Raw genomic sequence first — 20,905 nt, forward strand, 5'->3', positions numbered from 1 at the left:
GGGAATATGGGGGCCAAAACCCCCATCACAGGCAGGATTAGAAGCCCACACCCACACCGATATACGGTCCATCGGCAATCGCATTGTCACGATTGCCATCTTTACCTTCGATGTTGATGTAACGATAACCGACATCCACGTTGAATGGACGAACATTCAAGCGCACGCCGCCATTGGCTTCGTTATAGGCTTTTGCTCCGCTGGTCATCGACTCTGGAGCAAAGTAGCCTTCGCCATACAGGCTGAGATAGCGGTTGAGATCCCATTGCAGGCCGCCCCCTAACGCCAGCGCCCCACCATCCTTGCCATCTTCCGGGCTAAGATAAATCGCCTTGCCACCTACGGTGGCCGTCAAAGGCCCCACCGGCAGGCTGAAGCTCAGGCCCAGACTACCGATATCCCCATCATGATCGCTACGGATCCAGTTGCCGCTCAGCCCCAGACCCGCCGTCGAAGTCCCCAAACCGACACCAAGGTTGGTGTAATGCTCACCAGCCTCACCGCTCACGCTGATCGCATTGGCAGAGCCAGCCACAAACAGCAAACCTGCTGCACACGCGACTAAAGTTTTGTTCATTATTGATCCTATTCATTCTTCATCATCAGGGAGTGATGATGCCTGGCACCGAAAAAAATATGCTGACAAGTGTAACCGAGTTGTCATCAATTCCCGGCTAATTTAAAGCAATAAACTGTTAATTTTTCAATAAACTGTAAAAAATTAAAAATCCGTTACCCGCAAAATTGCAACGATAAGCGCTGCCTATTTGCCGAGGACTGAGAATAAGTCTACAACTAGTAGTGTCTTTGACTGAGGTCAGCAGGGTAGGCCTTTTCATTAGTTATCATTATGAAGATTTAAAGCACCCGAAACTGAGCTATCAACTTAACTGCAACACAGTAAGGAGCAATTGATGAGCAAGAAAGGATTAACCACCGCGGCTGGCGCGCCCGTTGTTGATAACAATAACGTGATCACCGCCGGTAAACGCGGCCCGATGCTGCTTCAAGACGTTTGGTTCCTAGAAAAACTGGCCCACTTTGACCGCGAGGTGATCCCAGAACGCCGCATGCATGCCAAGGGTTCTGGCGCCTACGGCACCTTTACCGTCACCCACGATATTACCCAGTACACCCGCGCAAAAATCTTCTCCGAAATTGGCAAGCAAACCGAAATGTTCGTCCGCTTCTCTACCGTTGCCGGTGAGCGCGGTGCTGCCGATGCCGAACGAGATATCCGCGGCTTTGCCATGAAGTTCTATACCGAAGAAGGTAACTGGGATCTGGTGGGTAACGATACGCCGGTGTTCTATCTGCGCGATCCGCTCAAATTCCCTGACCTGAACCACGTGGTTAAACGCGATCCGCACACCAACCTGCGTAACCCGGTGTACAAATGGGACTTCTTCTCCCATCTGCCCGAATCCCTGCACCAGTTGACTATCGACTTCAGTGACCGCGGTTTGCCTAAATCCTACCGTCATATGCACGGTTTCGGCAGCCACACCTTCAGCTTTATCAATGCCAATAACGAGCGTTTCTGGGTCAAGTTCCACTTCCGCTGTGAGCAAGGCATCGAAAACCTGATGGATGATGAAGCGGAAGCGATCATCGCCAAAGATCGTGAAAGTTCTCAGCGTGATCTGTTCGATTCCATCAAGAACGGTGACTTCCCGCGCTGGAAGCTGCAAATCCAGATCATGCCTGAGCATGAAGCCTCACAGACCCCGTACAACCCGTTTGACCTGACCAAAGTCTGGCCGCACGGCGACTATCCGCTGATCGATGTCGGTTTCTTCGAGCTGAACCGTAACCCGGATAACTACTTCTCCGAAGTGGAACAAGTGGCGATGAACCCGGCCAACGTGGTGCCTGGCGTGAGCTTCTCGCCGGATAAGATGTTGCAGGGCCGTCTGTTCTCCTATGGCGATGCGCACCGCTACCGTCTGGGCGTCAACCATCACCAGATCCCGGTAAACGGTGCCAAATGCCCGTTCCATAACTATCATCGCGATGGGGCGATGCGTGTGGACGGTAACAGCGGCAACGGCGCAACCTATGAACCAAACAGCTTTGGGGTGTTCCAGGAGCAGCCAGATTTCAGCGAGCCGCCATTGAGCATCGAAGGTGCCGCCGATCACTGGAATCATCGTGAAGACGACGATTACTACAGCCAACCGCGTGCGCTGTTCAATCTGCTGAGTGCCGAGGAGCATCAACGTATGTTCACCCGTATTGCCGGTGAGCTGTCGCAGGTGCCAGAACAGATCCAACGCCGTCAGGTTGAGCTGTTCACCAAGGTGCATCCGGATTACGGCAACGGCGTTGCCAAGGCCCTGGGCCTGAAATAATCGGTAACACCAATAACAAGGCCGCCCGAGGGCGGCCTTGTTTTTTCGACGCAACGCGCTATTCCCGCAGTTGGCTGCTCGCCCACAATTGCAGTCGACGGCGCGAAATCTTGATGCCACCGTTTTTTAGTTCATCGGGTAACGGCAATGCGGCAATAGGTCGCTGGAAGTTCGCCAGCCGGTCTTGCGCCCAGAGCATTAACGCTTCCAACGTCAGATCGCCTTCCAGATCGACTATCGCCACCGGCCGTTGGCCAAACTCTTCATCGTCGATTGGCACGATAAATACCTGCAACACCTGCGGATGCGCGGCAAAGACACGTTCCACATCTTCCGGCTGTACGCCTTCCCCACCGCTGAAGAACAGGTTGTCTAGCCGGCCAATAATACGCAGTTCACCGTGCTCCATCGCGCCACGATCGCGGGTATGGAACCATCCCTGATCGTCGGTAATGGGCACTAATTCGCCGCGCAGCCAATAACCCAGTGCCAGGCTGGCAGAACGGATCCAGACTTCCTGATCCACCAGGCGGATCTCACGACCTTGTAAAGGTGCCCCAACGCCGGGCAGTTCGTCGGCACGCTTGGCGCACACCGTCGAAGCCAGCTCCGTCAAACCATAGCCGCACCAGCAGTGGATCCCAAACGCCTCGGCCTGCTGGGTGAGGGATACCGGGATCATCGCCCCACCGAGCAGCACTTCTTTTAGCGCATGCTGGGCCATCGGTTCAGACAGCAAACGCCAAAGCTGCGTCGGCACCAGCGAAGCATGAGTGCATCCCGCCAGCGCATCAGCCAGAGGCTGCATTTCGCGTACTACAAGCTGTGCTCCGACAGCCAGCCAACGCCAGACTATGCCCTGACCAGAAACGTGAAACAGCGGTAGCGAAAGTAGCCAACTATCCTGCGGCTGAAACTCCATCAGATGCAACACACCATCCGCACTGGCAAGATGCCCGGCATAGCTATGAGCGGCAGCTTTTGGCAAACCACTGGAGCCAGAGGTTAGCGTCAGTGTCGCCAGCCGTTGTTCATCCCATGGCAACAGCTGCAAGTCACACTCGTCAACGCCCGGCGGTGACAAGACGATCGCACCAGGGGGCAACTCAGGCAAACCATCCGGGCTGAAGGCAAAGTCGATATCCAGATCCGGCAGTAAAGCTGCCAGCATCGGCGCAGGCAGCGTCGGATTGAGCGGCAACAAACGCGCGCCGCACTGCAATAGCGCCAGATAGGCTAACAGCAAAGGGTAACTGTTCTTGCCACACAGCACTACGCCGCTGCCGGGTAACACACCCTGGCGCTGAAAGTCTGCGGCTAACACGTCTATCTGCCGTTGTAACATCAGCCAACTGACCTGCTGATGCTCAAAGATCACCGCGGTCGCCTGTGGGCACTGTTTAGCCCAATGCCGCCACGGCCAATCACTCAACTGCGCCATACACACTCCAAGGTATCAATACCCAATAACGGCAAGGTGCTCTCTGGCCAGCCACGAACTAGCTGGGCCTGCATCAGATCCAACGTATCCAGACCCGGCACCGTCTGCGGCGTCAGCCAATGCGCAATGCGCGCCAACTGAGTCAACCCCAGGCTGGATTCAATACTGGAACTGATCACCGCCGCCAATCCGGCCTGATGCGCCTGCGTAACCAATTCGCGACAGCGATCCAGGCTACCCACCAGGGTTGGCTTGATGACGATGGCCGCCACACCCGGCTCCGCCTGTACGACAAAATCGGCTTCACGCACGCTTTCATCCCAGGCGATGGCAATCCCGGTCGCCTGGGCAAAATCACGCGATTCATCACGGGTTTTGCAGGGCTCTTCCAGAAACGCGATGCGATCGCGCCACGCCGGATTGACATATTTGGCAAAACCGTCCGCTTTGGCCCGGGTCCAACTACGGTTGGCATCCAGCCGCAGCTTGAGATCCGGCAAAGCCTCCAGCAAGACATTGACCACCATGCCATCCCGCACGGCTTCGTACAGACCGACCTTCACCTTGGCGACTTTCTCCCCCGGCAGAGCGGCTAACAGATCGAACAGTTCGTCGGGATCGCCTGTACACAACGGTGCCTTGCGGTAGTCGGCCTGGGTGGGCAATTCTCCGGCCAGTTCTGCCAGGGCACAGCTGGTTCCGAAGGCCACCGAAGGCCATTCGCTTGCCACTGACGATCCGCCAGCAACCCAAGCCTGCACCCAGGCCAAAGTCGCCTGCTGTGCCTGATCGAGCGTCTCCTGGCTGAACTCCGGCAAGGGAGCAATTTCCCCCCAACCTTGCTGCCCATCCTGTTGCAGGTGGATCAGCAGGCCATCACGAGTTTTCAGCCGCTGGTTGCGCAGCACCACGCCCGCCTCCATCGGCAGGCTATAGCGATAGATCGCGGCAACGCGGGTTAGCGCCGTCATTACGGATTACGCTTGAATTTGCTGAAGTCAGGCTGGCGTTTTTCGATAAATGCGTTGCGCCCTTCCTGGCCTTCATCGGTCATGTAGAACAACATGGTGGCGTTACCTGCCAGCTCTTGCAGCCCGGCCTGACCATCGCAGTCGGCATTCAGTGCGGCTTTCAGGCAGCGCAGGGCCATCGGGCTGTTCTGTAACATCTCACGACACCAGCGTACGGTCTCTTTTTCCAGATCGGCCAATGGCACAACGGTGTTGACCAGGCCCATATCCAACGCCGCAGCGGCATCGTATTGGCGGCACAGGAACCAGATCTCACGGGCCTTCTTCTGGCCGACGATGCGCGCCATGTAGGATGCGCCCCAGCCGCCGTCAAAGGAACCGACTTTTGGCCCGGTCTGGCCAAAGATGGCGTTATCCGCCGCAATGGTCAGATCGCACATCATATGCAGCACGTGGCCGCCGCCGATGGAATATCCGGCTACCATCGCCACCACTGGCTTAGGGCAGGTACGGATCTGGCGTTGGAAATCCAGTACGTTCAGGTGATGCACGCCGCTGTCATCACGATAGCCGCCGTAGTCACCGCGCACTTTCTGATCGCCGCCGGAACAGAAGGCTTTATCCCCGGCACCGGTAAGAATGATGGTGCCGATACCGTCGTCATAACGCGCGTTCGACATCGCTTCGATCATTTCCTTCACCGTGTGCGGGCGGAAGGCATTACGCACCTGCGGGCGGTTGATGGTGATTTTGGCGATACCATCGCTGGACTTGTGATACAGAATGTCTTCGAAATCACCCGAGCAGTCCTGCCAGTCGATCGCGGCGTACAGTTGTTCTTCATTGGGATACAGCATGTTTGGTTCCTTTTTTAGCAAGAAATTCATCGAGCGCGGCAGCAAAATCTGCCGGATTGGCCAGATGGGCGTTGTGGCCCGCCTCTGGCACGGTTTGCAGTGGCAAACCGGCATCACGCGCCAACGCCTGAAACTTATGATCGTCGGCACCGCATAGCACCATCATCGGCAGTGACAACTGTTGTAATTGTGGCACCAACCACGGTTGCCGTCCGAGTGAGGTGGCCTCCAGCATGTCGGCAATCGCCGGGCCATGATTATCGGCACGAGCGGCGATCAGCGCCTCACGGTGTACCGGGCTGAGGTTGGCAAATACCGGTTGGAGATACCAATCGGCCAACACCTTTCGGATCTTTTCCGTGCGAAAACGCTTCGCCCAGGCAGCATCATGGGCACGCCGTTGGGCGCGTAAGTCTTCGTTCTCCAGCCCAGGGTTACCGCCTTCGATCACAATGCCTTGCAGCCCTTGCGCATCGCCGCAACAAGCATGGTACATAGCGATGCGCCCGCCGAGCGAATACCCCACCAGCCAGTAACGTTCAATATTATGCTGCTGCAGGGTGGCGGTGATTTGCTTGCTGACATCGGCAAAATCCAGACAGGATTGATCGGCAGAATCACCATGGCCGGGCAAATCAATTGCCAGCGACGGCCACTGTTCGCAACGCGAGGCGATCACCCGCCACTCGTTGTTGTTCCCCAGCAGGCCATGCAGCCAGATCAGCCATGGACGTTGGCTTTCGCCCTTTTGTAACACGCGGGAAGCCAGCATCAGTTTGCCCCCATTTTTTGCACCAGATGTTGCAAGGTTTCTGCACCATCGCTTGGCGGCACCTGCAACTCAATCAAAGTGGCACCGCTATGACGCCAGGCCTTTTCCACCGCCTGTTGCAACTGCCCCCAGTTTTCCGGGCAGGCATAATCCAGTTGGAACATGGCCGCCGCGTGGCTGAACTCCACGTCCTGCGGCATGCAGTAAAACCGCTGGCGCTCAGGTTCCGGCGTTGGCAACAGTGAGAAAATCTGTCCGCCATTGTTATTCACCACGATCAGCACCGTGGGGGCCGAACATTGGCGCAACAGCGCCAAGGCGTTCAAATCGTAAAGTGCGGAAAGATCGCCGACCACCGCCAATGTAGGCTTGGCTGTCGCACGCTGAACCCCGGCGGCGGTAGAGATTAGCCCGTCGATACCGCTGGCTCCGCGATTGCTGAACACCGGATAACCGGCTGGCAACTGGGTTAAGGCATCGATCAGGCGCACGATCAGGCTATTGCCGAGAAACAGCTGGCCATTCTCCGGCAATAGCTCAGGCAGACGATGGGCCAGTTGGGCCTCGCCAAACCGGTTCACCAGATATTGTGACGTCGCATCAAGGGCATCATCCGCCAACGCGGACAGATCGCCAGCCCAAGGTGAGCGCGGTTGCGCCGGGTGCAGATCGAGCCACTCCCCAACGGTAGAACGGATGCGACGGCCACGATGATGTGCAGGATCGAGACGCCCAGGCAGATCGTCGATCAGCCAGAATTCCTCCGGCTGACAGCGTTCCTGCCACTGTAGCAGGCGTTTGCCCGTCAGGCTGCTGCCAAATTGCACCACCAACTGCGCGCTTGCCAACAGATCGCGCGCCTGCGGGTTAGTCAACCATAAATCGGCACAGGGCAGCGGTTGCCCGGTCTGCGAAAGGGCATCACCGATCAACGGCCAACCGAGCAACCCCGCCCATTCAGCCAGCTGTACGCCCTCTTCCGCGCCCATCCTGCCAGCGATAATTACGCCGCGCTTCTGCCGCCAGAAAAACCAGTCTGGCTGCTTAATCACCTGATGGGGGTCCATTTCACGCAGCCAAGGATGGGTATCTTGCCACCAGTCCCCTAGCTCCGCCGACCACTGCTCATACTGCTGTTCATCACCGCCATATAACGGCTCGGCAAACGGACAGTTGATATGCAGGGCTCCTTGCCGCAGGCGCGCCATCGCGCTGTCCAGGGTAGAGACCAGCCAACTGGCCGGAATATCCGGGCTTGGGCGCGGCAGATCGATATTCAAGGTGGGGTGGCTCGAATAGAGGCCGTTTTGGCGGATCGCCTGATTGGCACCACAGTTAATCAACTCCGGCGGACGATCGGCGGTGAGGAACACCAACCGCTCCCCGGTTAACCCAGCTTCAATCAGGGCAGGATAGAGGTTTGCCGCTGCGGTGCCCGAGGTGACGATCACCGCCACCGGCTCGTGCGTGGCCTTTGCCAAGCCGAGCGCCAAATGCCCCAAGCCCCGCTCATCGAAATGAGTATGACAGACAAAAGCGCGGTTGGCGGCAGCGGCCAGCGTCAAGGGCGTAGAGCGCGATCCCGGAGCGATACAGACATGCCGCACTCCATGGCGAACCAGCGTTTCCAACAACAACGCCGCCCACCGGCGATTAAAAACACTTGTCGACATATTTCGCTCACAAGTAGTAAACAGAGGTTACGCGCCGAGGCCTACCCAAAGGAGGTAGCGAACCGGGGATCATAACTCTGAATTATATAAGTAATTATCTTTACGGCTTTTGCGCTGGCGCAAAAACGCCGCATATCCCTGTGACAGGTTGAATCATCCCGACCCGTATTAAATCAATTGCCACTGTCAGTGCCGACAACGGCACAGCAAAGGAGAACAAAAAACAAACATATAAAACACAATAAGTTTACACACGAAGATCGTCCTGCTCAATGCGCCTGTCAACGGCTCAGCGAGAAGGCTCTGGTTGCAACAGCGTGCGTAAGCCCGCCGCCTTGTTTTCGATCTCTTGCCATTCCTGTGCCGGAACGGAACCCGCGACAATTCCCGCCCCAGCATAGAGTTCAACCTGGGCATCTTCGATTTGGCAGGAACGCAGCGCAACGCAGAACTCAGCCTGAGCCACGGAAAGATAACCGGCAGAACCGGCATACCAGCGGCGGGAAAAAGGCTCATGCTGGCGGATAAACTCACGTGATGCCTGGCGCGGCAGCCCGGCCACCGCAGCCGTCGGTTGTAGCCGTTGCAGGCAATCGGCATCGTCGCAGTGGTTCAGTTGCCCTTCGATGCGCCGCCGCAGATGCTGCACTTTACGCAGGCGCACCACTTCTGGCGGCAACACATCAACCGCTCTGGCACTGCCTTGCAAACGCTGGCAGATATCATCGACCACCAGCAGGTTTTCCTGTTGGTTCTTATTGTCTTGCAGCAACCACTGGGCCAGTGTCCTGGCCTGCCGTTCATCAGGATGGTTGGTAACGGTCCCCGCCAATGCTTCGGTAAACAGCTGTTCTCCCTCGCGCAGATACAGTCTTTCCGGGCTGGAGCCAAGGAAGGCGGAATGCGCAGCAAAGCGCAGCATGAAGTGGTAACACTGGTGATTCACTCTGCGGCTGGCAGCCATCATCGCAGGGGCAAACAACGGGCTTTCCAGCGTCAATACCGAGCTACGCGCCAAGACCACCTTATCCATCTGTTGACGATCGATCGCTGCCAGCGCCTCGCGCAACATGATTTCCCACCCGGCGCGTTCCGGCTGGTGCAGCACCGACAACACGTTCACCCGCAAGTCTGCAATCGGCTTTGCCACTGCTACGCTGGCAAGCCAGTCTCGGGCAGCTCCAGCGTCTGCATGCAAAGAATCTTCAGAAAACAGGTTTAGCGTCAGCTCACTCTTCCCTTGGCGGCTGAGAATTTCCAGACGCGGCAAGAACAACTGGGCTTCACCGTCGAAGGCCGTCAGCCCCCATAAACGGGCCGCAGGATAGCTATTCACAAATGCCTGCGCCAAGGAAGGGTGCGAAAACTGCCGTAGGGAGCCGCACACTGCCGCCTCCTGTTGGCCTTCACGATGACGCCAATAAAACTGAGGGAACAGAGCCTGCGCCGCCAACCACTCCAGCAGCAAGTCGCTCAGATGGCCGGGAACCGCCAGGGTTAACTGCCGAAATCCGGCTTGAGAGGGAAAATCTTGCCCAAGCTGCTGGCCTAACTGCCGCAGCAATCCCGAAAGTTGTTCCACTACCACCTCATTAACCAAACGCTATGTGGGGAATTATACGGTAAATCAACTGGCGAGGGCGGAAAAATAGCGCCTATTAACCAATGCCTTCCACCATATATTGTTTATTAAAACTGAAGTTTAAGATTAAAAAACAATCACCAGCACGCTATGCAACTATACTTAGAAGTCATGTTCCTGCCGCAGTGAATTCTTGTCATATCATATCGATAGTGAAATCAAGATGTTCGCAGCCTCCCAACGGTAATAACCAACTGCCCTTTGGGTCAGATGTAAGGAGCTTTTGGCGTGAAAGAAAGACTTATCAATTGGTTAAAGAAGCAGCGCCGCGGCGCAAAAGCCATCCGCTCACAATTACGGGAGAACCGGGCCACAGCCGAAGTCCCTCCCGCCAGCAACATCAAGGCAGAGCTGTTTTCTGTCGACCAAATGGAGCGTTATGGCCAGCGCCTGGCGCGTTCTCATAAGCTGGCCACCCATAAAACGCCTTACCATTTGCTTAAGCGCCTCGATAACAACGAGCAGGTATTGACGGACAGTTGCCGCAGATTGAGCAACGACAAGAAAAACACCATGACACCGGCAGGCGACTGGCTGCTGGATAACTTTTATCTGATTGAAGAGCAAATCCGCGTCGTTCGGCACCATCTGCCGAAAACCTTCGGCCGCGGGCTGCCACAGTTAACCGCCCCCCATAATTGCCCGCGGATTTACGACATCGCCACCGAAGCGATTGCACACGGCGATGGACGCTGGGATGCCGAAAGCCTGACACGCTATATTGCCGCCTACCAGAAAGAGGCCAATCTGACCCTGGGCGAGCTTTGGGCGCTGCCGGGGATGCTGAGACTGGCGCTGATCGAGAACCTGCGCCGCGTGGCGGTTGAAGTCGCGCAGGCGCAAGAAGAACGTAACCTCGCCGATAGCTGGGTAACCAAGATGCTGGAGTCGGCGGAAAACGATCCGGCCAATCTGATTATTGTCATTGCCGATATGGCTCGCTCCAACCCCCCCCGCACCAGCGCCTTCGTGGCGGAACTGGTGCGCCGTCTGCAAGGGCACGGCACCATGCTGGCGCTGCCGCTGACCTGGGTGGAACAACGCCTGGCTGAAGTCAGCCTGACTTCCGATGAGCTGATCCACCGCTTCAACCAACAGCTGGCCGTCAGCCAACTTTCCGTCAGCAACAGTATCGCCGGCCTGCGCCAACTGAGCGAAATGGACTGGGCAGAATTTGTTGAAACCATGAGTCAGGTCGACCAGACGCTGCGCGAAGATCCCGCCGGTGTCTATCCAATGATGCATTTCGATACCCGCGACAATTACCGCCATGTGGTTGAAATGTTGGCTCGCCACTGCCCGCACAATGAAGTTGGCGTTGCTAAGCAGGTGTTGAATATGGCTCATGTCGCTGCCGAAGATCCCAGTAGCGATCCGCGCACTCATCACGTCGGCTATTACCTGATCGACGATGGTCGTCCGCAGTTGGAACAGCACCTCGACGTAGAGCTTGGCCGCATTACGCGTATCCGCCATGCGTTCAGCCAATCCCCGCTACTTTCCTGGCTGGGGAGCATCAGCCTGCTGACAACGGCCTGCTGGGCTGTGCTGCTACGTCATGCCCACCAAACCGGGCTTACCTGGGGATTGTTGATCTTGCTGTTCCCATTGGGGATCGTGATCGGTCAGTTCGTCCTCAACCTGCTCAGTGAAGTCACCACCCGCAGCCGTTCACCGCAGCCACTGCCCAGGCTGGATTTTTCCTGTGGCATTCCGGCCGAGTTCCGCACGCTGGTCGTCATCCCTACGCTGATCAGCAGCAAGCCCGGCATTGACCAGTTGATCAACACGCTGGAAGTTTGTTACCTCGGCAATGCCATGAAGCACCTGCACTTTGCCTTGCTCACCGACTTTAACGACTCGCCCCGGCAACAGCACCCAGACGATGCAGAACTGCTGGCCTACGCCAGCCAGAAGATGACCGAGCTAAATGCGCAATATACCTGCGAAGGCCCAAGCCACTTTTTCCTGTTCCATCGCGATCGCCAGTGGAATGAACAGCAGCAGAGCTGGATGGGGCTGGAGCGTAAACGTGGCAAGTTAAACGCGCTGAACGATTGGCTGCGCAACCAAGGCAATACGTTTACCACCCAGATTGGCCAAGGGCTGGAGGTGCTGAAAAACGTCAAATACGTCATCACCCTGGACAGCGATACCGTGCTGCCACGCGAAAGCGCGCACCGGCTGATCGCCGCCATGGCGCATCCCCTGAATCAACCTCAATATGATGCCAAACAGCAGCGGGTGGTGGAAGGTTATGCCATCCTGCAACCCCGTATGGCAGAGGAGATCCCCGCGTATGGTCAGAGCCGCTACGCCGCCCTGTGCAGCAGTACCCCGGGTAACGATCCTTATACGCTGATGGCATCGGATATCTATCAGGATCTGTTTGGCGAAGGTTCGTTTATCGGCAAAGGGATTTACGATGTCGATGTCTTCTCTCACAGTCTGAAAGGCACCTGTCCGGAGAATCTGGTGCTAAGTCACGATCTGTTGGAAGGCTGCTATGCCCGCTCCGGTTTACTGAGTGACGTCTTGCTCTACGAGCAGTATCCGAGTAACTATCTGGTCGATGTCGCCCGCCGTACCCGCTGGATCCGCGGCGATTGGCAGTTATTCAACTGGCTGCTACCCCGAGTCATTACCGAAGATGGTTCGCGGGTTACCAACCCATTAAGCCCCCTTTCACGTTGGAAACTGCTGGATAACCTCCGCCGCAGCCTGGTAGCGCCATGCTTCCTGTTACTACTGTTCTTTGGCTTCACCTGGTTGCCAGATACCCAATATTGGCTGGCCGTGTTCGCTATTATTCTGTTGCTGCCCACGCTGGTGGCACTATTACAGGATGTGGTGCGCAAGCCCCCGCGGCGGCCTTTTATTCAGCATTTGCAACTGGCACTGAAGGGCTCATTGCATCGGCTTTCCCAGATTGGCCTGCGCCTGGCCGAGCTGCCTCACGAGGCCTGGTACAGCCTGAAAGCCATTGGCATCACCCTGTGGCGTTTGCTGGTCAGTAAACGCAATCTGCAAGAGTGGACCAGCTTCGACCAATCCAAACATCATCTGACCGTCACGCTGGGGAATTTTTATCGCAGCCTGTGGGTCAACCCGACTGCTGGCATTCTGTTATTGCTACTGGCCGCCTTTTCCAGCCCGGTGGCGCTGTTAGTCGCCATCCCGTTAGCCGCCTTGTGGATCCTGTCGCCATACCTGCTTTATACACTCAGCCTGGAACCCCAGCGCAGCAAAACGGCCATCGACGATCGCCAACGCCGTTTCCTGCGCCAGACCAGTCGCGAGACATGGGAGTTTTTCGCCACCTTTGTCAATCAACAGGAAAACTGGCTGCCGCCGGATAACTTCCAGGAGATCCCGGAGCCGGTGGTGGCACACCGCACGTCACCCACCAATATCGGGCTGGCGCTGTTGGCCGATCTTACCGCCTGTGACTTCGGTTATATCACCCTCAGCACAGCTTTACAGCGCATTACCCTGACGTTGAATACGCTCGATCGCATGGAGCACTATCGCGGCCACCTGTACAACTGGTACGACACCCGTACCCTGGAACCGCTCAATCCACGCTATGTTTCCAGCGTGGACAGCGGTAATTTCGCAGGTCACCTGCTGACCCTGAGCGCGGGCCTGCCGGCATTAGCCATGCAACCCGTCATCGATCCGGCTCGCATGCTTGCCGGGCTGGAAGATACGTTACTGATACTGGAGCAACACTGGGGCACTGCCGCGCCGAAAGGCTTAGTCAAACTGCGTAAACATTGGGAGCAGGCGCAGAAAGCCCATCCGGCGGCGCTACAGGCCGAACTCAATGAAATGCGTAACCATTGTAACGGGCTACAGGAACCCGCTCTGCAACAGGGTGACGAGGTCAAACGCTGGGCTGGCAACCTGCACCAGCAGCTCAATGAATTCTGTGCCGAATGGGCATTATGGTTTGGCTGGCTGAGCGACAGCATGCCAGAGCTGGAACAGATCCCCGGCTTGCATTGGCTGGCCAGCCCACCTAAGCGACTGACGCTGTCCGCAGAGCAGCAAACACGGCTGGATGCCGTGATGCAATTGGCATCGGAGCGCCTCGAGCAATTGGCACAGTTGGCACGTCGCCTGACAGCCATGGCGCAAATGGACTTCAGCTTCCTGTATGACGAAGCCACGCATTTGCTGACCGTCGGCTTCAATTGCGATCAAAACCGTGCCGACAGCGGTAAGTACGATCTGCTGGCCTCGGAAATCCGCCTGACCAACTATGTTGCCATAGCCACCAACCAAATCCCGCAGCGTAGCTGGTTTGCGCTAGGCCGGTTGTTTACGGTGATCGACAACGAGCCAGCGCTGATGTCCTGGAGCGGCTCGATGTTTGAATACCTGATGCCGCAGTTGGTGATGCCCGCCTACCCCGATACCTTGCTGGTGCAAATGTGCCGTTCGGCCGTCGATCGGCAAATTGCCTGGGGCAAGGAGCGCGGTGTACCGTGGGGAATTTCCGAGTCCGGTTACTTCGGCTTTGATGCGGCGCAAAACTACCAGTATCACGCCTTTGGTGTGCCGGGCTTGGGGCTGCGGCGCGGGCTGGGTGATGATATGGTGATCGCCCCTTACGCCACGGTGATGGCGTTGATTGTCGATCCGGACAGCGCCTGTAGCAATCTGGTTGAGCTGGAAAAAACGGGGCCAAGGGTCGCTATGGCTTCTACGAAGCGCTGGACTACACCACATCGCGCCTCAGCCGTGGGCAGTTGTATGTGATTGTCCGCTCCTACATGGCGCACCACCAGGGCATGAGCTTCTTGGCGTTATCCCACCTGCTGCTGGATGCGCCGATGGTGAAACGCTTTGCCAGCTATCCTGCCTTCCAGTCAACCCGTTTGCTGTTGCAGGAGCGGGTGCCAGATGCGGTAGAGCTGTACAGCACCCGCCGCCACTTCGAAACTCATGAAGGCGCGATTAAACCGTCCAGCTTCGCCGCACGTGAGTTCACCCGTGTCGATTCGCCGATCCCGGAAGTGCAACTGTTGTCGAATGCCAATTACCACCTGATGGTCACCCAAAGCGGTGGCAGCTACAGCCGCTGGCAGAATCTGGCCCTGACCCGCTGGCGTGAGGATGCCACCTGCGATAACTGGGGCGCGTTCTGCTATCTGCGCGACCCACAAACCGGCGAGGTGTGGAGCAATACCTGGCATCCTACCGGCGAAACCGAGAAGGGAGGCTATCGCGCCGTCTTCAACGACGCCGGGGCGGAATTCCAACGTAAACAGGGCCTGTTATCGGTGAAAACCCAGGTGGTGATCTCCCCTGAGGACGATATCGAGCTGCGGCGCCTGACCTTGGTGAACCGTGGCAAGCAGCCGCGGATCATTGAAATCACCAGCTATGCCGAAGTGGTGCTGGCTCCTGCCAGCAACGATTTGGCCCACCCGGCGTTCAGCAACCTGTTTGTACAAACCGAGCTGTTGCCGGAACAGGATGCCATTCTGTGCCACCGCCGTCCGCGTGAGCCGAAAGAAAAGTCGCCATGGTTGCTGCATATGATGTCGGTCCAGGGTGCGGCTAGCCAGACCTCCTTTGAAACCGATCGGGCCAAGTTTATCGGCCGTGGCCGGACGGCAGCCAACCCGCAGGCACTCCATCAGAATCAGCCCCTGACCAATAGCGCCGGGCCGGTGATCGATCCGATTATCGCCATCCGTCAGCGGATCCAGTTGGAGCCAAACGTGCCGCTAACGTTGGATATCTTCTACGGGGTCTGTGAGGACCGCGCCACCAGCCTGGCGATGTTGGAGAAATACCGCGACCGCCATATGGCCGACCGTATTTTCGAACTCGCCTGGTCGCACAGCCAGGTGGTGCTGCGCCAGCTTAACGCTAATGAAGAAGACGCCAATCTGTTTAACCGACTGGCTAGCGCGGTGGTGTTCCCCGCGCAGGAGATGCGTGCCGCCAGCAATGAAATTATCAATAACCGCCGTGGGCAGTCCGGCCTGTGGGGTTACTCGATTTCCGGTGACTTGCCGATCGTGCTGCTGTCTGTCACCGATGGTGAAAATATCGCTTTGGTGCAACAACTGATCCAGGCGCACAACTATTGGCGACTGAAAGGATTGCAGGTCGATTTGGTGATCCTCAATGAGGACTCCGGTGGTTATCGGCAAGATCTGCAAAATCAGATCATGGGACTGATCGCCGCCGGGATGGAGTCGTCCCTGACGGACAAACCGGGAGGGATCTTCGTGCGCTCCAGTGAGCATATGTCTCCGGAAGATCACACTCTGCTGCTGAGCGTGGCGCGCATTTATCTGGATGACCGCCGTGGTGGCCTGACAGAGCAGCTCAATCAGCGGCTGCAACTGCCGCAAACGCTGCAACAGCCATTGGGGCCGCCGACCGCCTCCTCCAAACTGGCGACCATGGCCAATGTGCCGCGCAATCTGCATTCGCCGCAGTTGCCGATTATCGACAAACTTCAGTTTTACAACGGGTTTGGCGGGTTCTCGGAGGATGGCAGCGAATATGTGATCGCCATGAACGAAAGCAAAGTGACGCCAGCGCCGTGGTCCAACGTGATCGCCAACCCGATGTTCGGCTCGGTGATCTCGGAAAGCGGCCAGGCGTACACCTGGTATGAGAATGCGCATGAATACCGCTTAACGCCTTGGGATAACGATCCGGTCAGCGATCGCAGCGGCGAAGCTTTCTATCTGCGCGATGAAGAAAGCGGTCACGTCTGGTCACCTACCCCGCTGCCCGCCCGTGGGCGCGGCCATTATCTGACGCGTCACGGCTTTGGCTACAGCGTGTTTGAACACCGGGAAGGCGGCATCGACAGCCAGTTGACGATGCTGGTTGCCAAAGAGGCTCCGGTGAAGCTGTTCCTGCTAACGCTCACCAATACCTCTGGCCGTACGCGTAAACTTTCGACTACCGGTTATGCCGAGCTGATCCTCGGTGATTTACGCCAGAAATCGGCGATGCATGTGGTTACCCGAGCCGCAACGCCGCAAGGAGGCTGCGGGATCCTCGCCAGCAACCATTATGTCAGCAGTGGGTCACCGCGTACCGCTTTCTTCGGCGTTACCGGTGTCCATTGTTCGATCACTGGCGATCGGCGGGAATTTATTGGTCGCAACGGGTCGCTGGCCGCTCCTGCGGTGCTTAAGCTGCGGCGCTTGTCCGGCAAGACCGGTGCCGGGTTGGATCCCTGTGGAGCGGTGCAATCGGCCATCAGTATGATCGACGGCGATCAGCGCAGCTTTGTGTTTGCGCTTGGCCTAGGACAAGATGCCGACGAAGCCGAATCCCTGCTGCGCCAGTATCTCAGCGAAGAAGCCTTACAACACGAGTTGCAGCAGGTCGATGCCCATTGGGACAAAATCCTCAATAAGGTGCAGATCGGCACACCCCACACTGCGGTTAACCTGCTGGCTAACGGCTGGTTGCTGTATCAAGCCCTTTCCTGCCGCATCCATGCTCGCAGCGGTTATTACCAGTCCGGCGGTGCCTTTGGCTTCCGCGATCAGCTCCAGGACACCTTGGCCCTGACACACGCCCTGCCCGAGCGGATGCGTGAGCAGATCCTGTTATGTGCTTCGCGCCAGTTTGTTGAGGGTGACGTTCAGCACTGGTGGCATCCGCCGCAAGGCAACGGAGTACGTACCCGCTGCTCCGATGATTATCTGTGGTTGCCGTTGGCGATTTGCCATTACCTCGACGCCACCGACGACCAGCAAATCCTCGAAGAACAGGTAGGTTATCTGGAGGCCCATAAACTGGCGCCCGGTGAGGAATCCTCGTATGAACAGCCAGGCATCAGCGCAGAACAGGAAAGCCTGTATCTGCACGGGGCCAGAGCGCTGAAGCATGGCCTGACGTTTGGCGAACATGGTCTGCCACTGATGGGAGCCGGTGACTGGAACGACGGTATGAATATGGTGGGGTTGGAAGGCCGGGGCGAGAGCGTTTGGCTCGGCTTCTTCTTGTTCTACATCCTGCAACGTTACGGCAAACTGGCCACCCGTCGTGGCGATCAGGAACTGGCGGAGCTATGTCGTGAGGAAGCGGAAAAACTGCGCGCCAATCTGCACAGTAACGCCTGGGATGGCGAATGGTATCGCCGTGGTTACTTCGACAGCGGAGAGCCACTGGGCTCTCAACAAGCCGCCGAGTGCCGCATAGATGCCATCGCCCAAAGCTGGTCGATCCTTTCCGGTGCTGGTGATAAGGAACGTAGCGCACAGGCAATGGGATCCTTGGACAAGCATCTGGTGGACGATCAGGCTGGCATCATCAAACTGCTGACCCCGCCGTTTGACGGCAACGGCCCGAATCCTGGCTACATCCGAGGTTATCTGCCCGGCGTACGGGAAAATGGCGGTCAATATACTCATGGCGCGGTGTGGGCAGTGATGGCGTTCGCCGAGATGGGCAATATCGAGCGCGCCTGGGAGTTGATGGCGCTGATTAACCCGATCAATCACAGCCTGGATAGCACCGCAGCCGAGCGCTACAAGGTCGAGCCTTATGTCGCCACGGCGGATATTTACGCGGTCGCCCCGCACGTCGGGCGTGGAGGATGGAGTTGGTATACCGGCTCAGCTGGCTGGATGTATCGGTTGATCGTCGAGTCGCTGCTTGGCCTGAAACGCCATGGCAATACGCTCTCCATCCACACCCGCTTACCGGCGGATTGGCCACCGGTCACCATGACCTATCGTGAAGGGGCAAGTGAATATCACTTAACCCTGCGCCAGGGCGAAGGAGAGACTCGGGTGATCATTGATGGTGTCGCGCAGCAGGAAGCGGTGATTACGTTGACTGATGAGGCCAAAACCTATCAGGTGGAGGTGATACTGGGAAGTCATTAAGGACGCAGTAGTTTAATCGCTACAACTAATAATGCTACAGATGGGGATCATACAGAACGCCGACACGCCGTAAACCCGTCCATGGGGGCTCGCAATCGCGCATCCTTGCGCTCAACGGTCGGCTAACCTGTATGATCCCCACCTGCCTCAAGCTTGGGGTGTTGCGGTAGGAAATACAGTTAGCGCCCTATTGGCTTTACTTACGGGCCAACAATAGCCCAAGCACCAAACCCACCGTGGCACCAATGCCTACGCTATGCCAGGGTTTGTCACGTACATAATCATCTGCGCGGCACGCCACTTCTTTCGCCCGCACGTAGTAGCACTCACTGCTGCTGGTCAGACGCGACTTCACGTCCTTGAGTGCCCGCTCGGCATGCGCTTTGATATCCGTATAGGCCTGATCGGCACGATCGCCGGATTAGTCCAACACCTCTTGCAGGGTGTCGCTCAGCATTCTCAGATCGTCATCCAGCGTCGTTTGGTTCTCGTCTCTGTTTATTGCCATCTTCCAGCTCTCCGTTATCAATAAATCCAACGTTGCTTAACCATCAACAACCCGTGGTCGTAGTCCCATGGTAGGACATGACCCGGATACACGCCATCGGAAAGTTGACTAAAAAAGAGGCAAGGCAAGAAACTGACGCCCTTTCAGGCGTCGGTGGAGGCTTGTTCGGTCAGCGATGCTGCGGGAGATTTGCGGCGTGCGGCCAGCCACAAGCCACTGTTTTTCATCGCGTAGCCAAACAGCAGCCCGACCAGCAATGAGGCCGTGATCAACGGCCAGTTACCGTCGCCGGCAAAGGTCGCACAGGCACCAATAAAAGTGCCGGGCACAAAACCAAGCCACTGCTGTTTAGCCTGAATACACATCAGGAAGGCGACAATGCCGGTCAACAGGTAGCCTAGAATGCTCCAGGCAGGTTCCAACGCGCTGCCATGAATGATGACCATCGCCCAGAACACGCCGCTCAAGCAGGTCAGCGTGCTGATTGCCAGGCCCTTGAGACCACCTTGCGGGCAGGCAAAATAGGCCGTGCAGCCAAGAAAGCCCGCCCAACTGATTAGCCCAAGGCTGATAGCAACCCAGCCCCATACGCCGGAAAGAATACCGGTAGTTATCGCAATGGCAAAAATGACGTTCATAACCCTGATCCGCTAAAAATAATCCACACAGTTTACGCGAAACAAGCCGATAAGATGTGATAAAAATCACAATACATGTGCAATTTGACGTTATTCAATCATAAATATGTGATATTAATCACAATATTGGTGCATTTTTTCACCAATTCATCGGGCAATTACGGACAGCAAAGTCACACCGAGGCCCTTTCCACCGTTTTGGCCGGCACACGACGGCGTGCTATGGCCAGCGCACCGGAGAGAATGATCAGCACCATGCCCGCCGCAGCGATAAAGGATAACGTCTGGGCAAAGATCAGGTAACCGAGCAGCGTGGAGAAAATGATCGTGCTGTAGGACAGAATGCCGACGGTGACCGCGTTGCCACCGCCATAGGCGCGAGTCATGGTGATCTGCCCCAGGCTACCGAATACGCCGATGGCGCAAACGTACAGCAAGCTGGTGGCATCCAACGCGGCAAAGCCAACTATCGACGTCATCAGCAAACCAAACAGGGTGCCGACCAGTGAGAAGTAGAACACCACGCGCAACTCTGGCTCCCCGGTACGCACCAGCTTGCCGACGTTGAAATAGGCCAATGCGGTCAACAGTCCTGAGAGCAGGCCGATCAAGGTGGCGGTATATTCCCCGTGCGGCACGTCTGGGCGCAACAGGATCAGGATGCCGACAAAGCCCAGCAGCACTGAGAACAGCAGCTTGCCAGTCAGTTGGCCTCTGGCCGTCACGAAGGTGATCACCGACTGGAAAATCGGGTTGGTGTAGCCCAATGTTGTGGCGGTGGCAATAGGCAGGTGGATTAACGCATAAAAGCCGCAATACATGGCCGCATTGCCGATCGCGGCACGCTTCATGTGCAGGCCAAGATGCTGGGTGCGAAAGCCAATGTTTTTCAGCTGGATCAGCGCCGCCACAATCACCACGTTGATCAATGAACGGTAAAAAACGATATCGAAGAAGCCGACCTTCGCCGAAGCCAGTTTGATACAGGCCCCCATCAGCGCGAAAAACACGCTGGCAGCAACCATCCATAAAGCAACCATGATTTCCCCAGAATGCGGCCCGCCCGGGCTGCAAATACGCTGACTTAGCGGCACCCTGCAAGAATACCAGCATTTACCAGAAATATGCGTCGCTGACTAAAAATAAGGTTGCGATCTAATGGCGCAGCATGCG

At 56.9% G+C, this 20,905-nt stretch carries 10 protein-coding genes and 2 pseudogenes; 2 read left to right on the plus strand and 10 right to left on the minus strand.

Annotated elements, in window-relative coordinates; genetic code table 11:
• Positions 1–37: 37 nt before the first annotated feature.
• Positions 38–577 carry a YfaZ family outer membrane protein gene (locus U869_RS0110075; RefSeq protein WP_025122822.1) on the minus strand — a complete coding sequence of 180 codons (540 nt, stop codon included), beginning with the start codon at positions 575–577 and terminating at the stop codon, positions 38–40.
• 337 nt (positions 578–914) lie between these two features.
• Here U869_RS0110075 and katA point away from each other — a divergent pair, with 337 nt between their 5' ends.
• Positions 915–2,351, plus strand: a complete 1,437-nt coding sequence (katA, locus tag U869_RS0110080) for a catalase KatA (RefSeq protein ID WP_025122821.1) — start codon at positions 915–917, stop codon at positions 2,349–2,351.
• A 58-nt stretch (positions 2,352–2,409) separates the two neighbouring features.
• Here the strand turns inward: katA and menE are convergent, their stop codons facing one another.
• The 6 genes from menE to menF all read right to left on the minus strand — a co-directional run bounded on the left by menE (position 2,410) and on the right by menF (position 9,647).
• The gene (gene menE, locus U869_RS0110085; RefSeq protein WP_025122820.1) at positions 2,410–3,792 is read right to left on the minus strand and encodes an o-succinylbenzoate--CoA ligase; all 1,383 of its coding nucleotides are present in this window, start codon (positions 3,790–3,792) and stop codon (positions 2,410–2,412) included.
• Complete coding sequence (gene menC / locus U869_RS0110090) at positions 3,780–4,763, minus strand: o-succinylbenzoate synthase (protein WP_025122819.1); 984 nt, start codon at positions 4,761–4,763, stop codon at positions 3,780–3,782. Before menC ends, menE begins: the two co-directional genes overlap by 13 nt.
• Positions 4,763–5,620 carry a 1,4-dihydroxy-2-naphthoyl-CoA synthase gene (gene menB / locus U869_RS0110095; protein ID WP_021805976.1) on the minus strand — a complete coding sequence of 286 codons (858 nt, stop codon included), beginning with the start codon at positions 5,618–5,620 and terminating at the stop codon, positions 4,763–4,765. Before menB ends, menC begins: the two co-directional genes overlap by 1 nt.
• A complete protein-coding gene (gene menH / locus U869_RS0110100; protein WP_051588699.1) occupies positions 5,604–6,392 on the minus strand; it encodes a 2-succinyl-6-hydroxy-2,4-cyclohexadiene-1-carboxylate synthase in 789 nt (262 codons plus the stop codon). The genes menB and menH overlap by 17 nt, the downstream gene beginning before the upstream one ends.
• Positions 6,392–8,065 carry a 2-succinyl-5-enolpyruvyl-6-hydroxy-3-cyclohexene-1-carboxylic-acid synthase gene (gene menD, locus U869_RS0110105; RefSeq protein WP_025122817.1) on the minus strand — a complete coding sequence of 558 codons (1,674 nt, stop codon included), beginning with the start codon at positions 8,063–8,065 and terminating at the stop codon, positions 6,392–6,394. Before menD ends, menH begins: the two co-directional genes overlap by 1 nt.
• Before the next feature lie 289 nt (positions 8,066–8,354).
• The gene (gene menF / locus U869_RS0110110) at positions 8,355–9,647 is read right to left on the minus strand and encodes an isochorismate synthase MenF (protein WP_025122816.1); all 1,293 of its coding nucleotides are present in this window, start codon (positions 9,645–9,647) and stop codon (positions 8,355–8,357) included.
• Between the two features lie 288 nt (positions 9,648–9,935).
• Here menF and U869_RS29330 point away from each other — a divergent pair.
• Positions 9,936–18,586 (plus strand): annotated as a pseudogene (locus U869_RS29330) (GH36-type glycosyl hydrolase domain-containing protein).
• Between the two features lie 196 nt (positions 18,587–18,782).
• Here the strand turns inward: U869_RS29330 and elaB are convergent.
• The 3 genes and pseudogenes from elaB to U869_RS0110130 all read right to left on the minus strand — a co-directional run bounded on the left by elaB (position 18,783) and on the right by U869_RS0110130 (position 20,772).
• Positions 18,783–19,094: pseudogene (gene elaB, locus U869_RS29335) on the minus strand (stress response protein ElaB).
• Positions 19,095–19,237: 143 nt separating this feature from the next.
• Positions 19,238–19,732, minus strand: coding sequence for a DUF1097 domain-containing protein (locus tag U869_RS0110125; RefSeq protein ID WP_025122815.1), 495 nt, complete (start codon positions 19,730–19,732; stop codon positions 19,238–19,240).
• Between the two features lie 173 nt (positions 19,733–19,905).
• Positions 19,906–20,772 (minus strand): DMT family transporter, encoded by an 867-nt coding sequence (locus tag U869_RS0110130; protein WP_025122814.1) that lies wholly within the window; start codon positions 20,770–20,772, stop codon positions 19,906–19,908.
• Positions 20,773–20,905: the final 133 nt, after the last annotated feature.

Origin of the sequence: Serratia sp. H1w (genome assembly GCF_000633355.1) — a bacterium.
Taxonomy (GTDB): domain Bacteria; phylum Pseudomonadota; class Gammaproteobacteria; order Enterobacterales; family Enterobacteriaceae; genus Chania.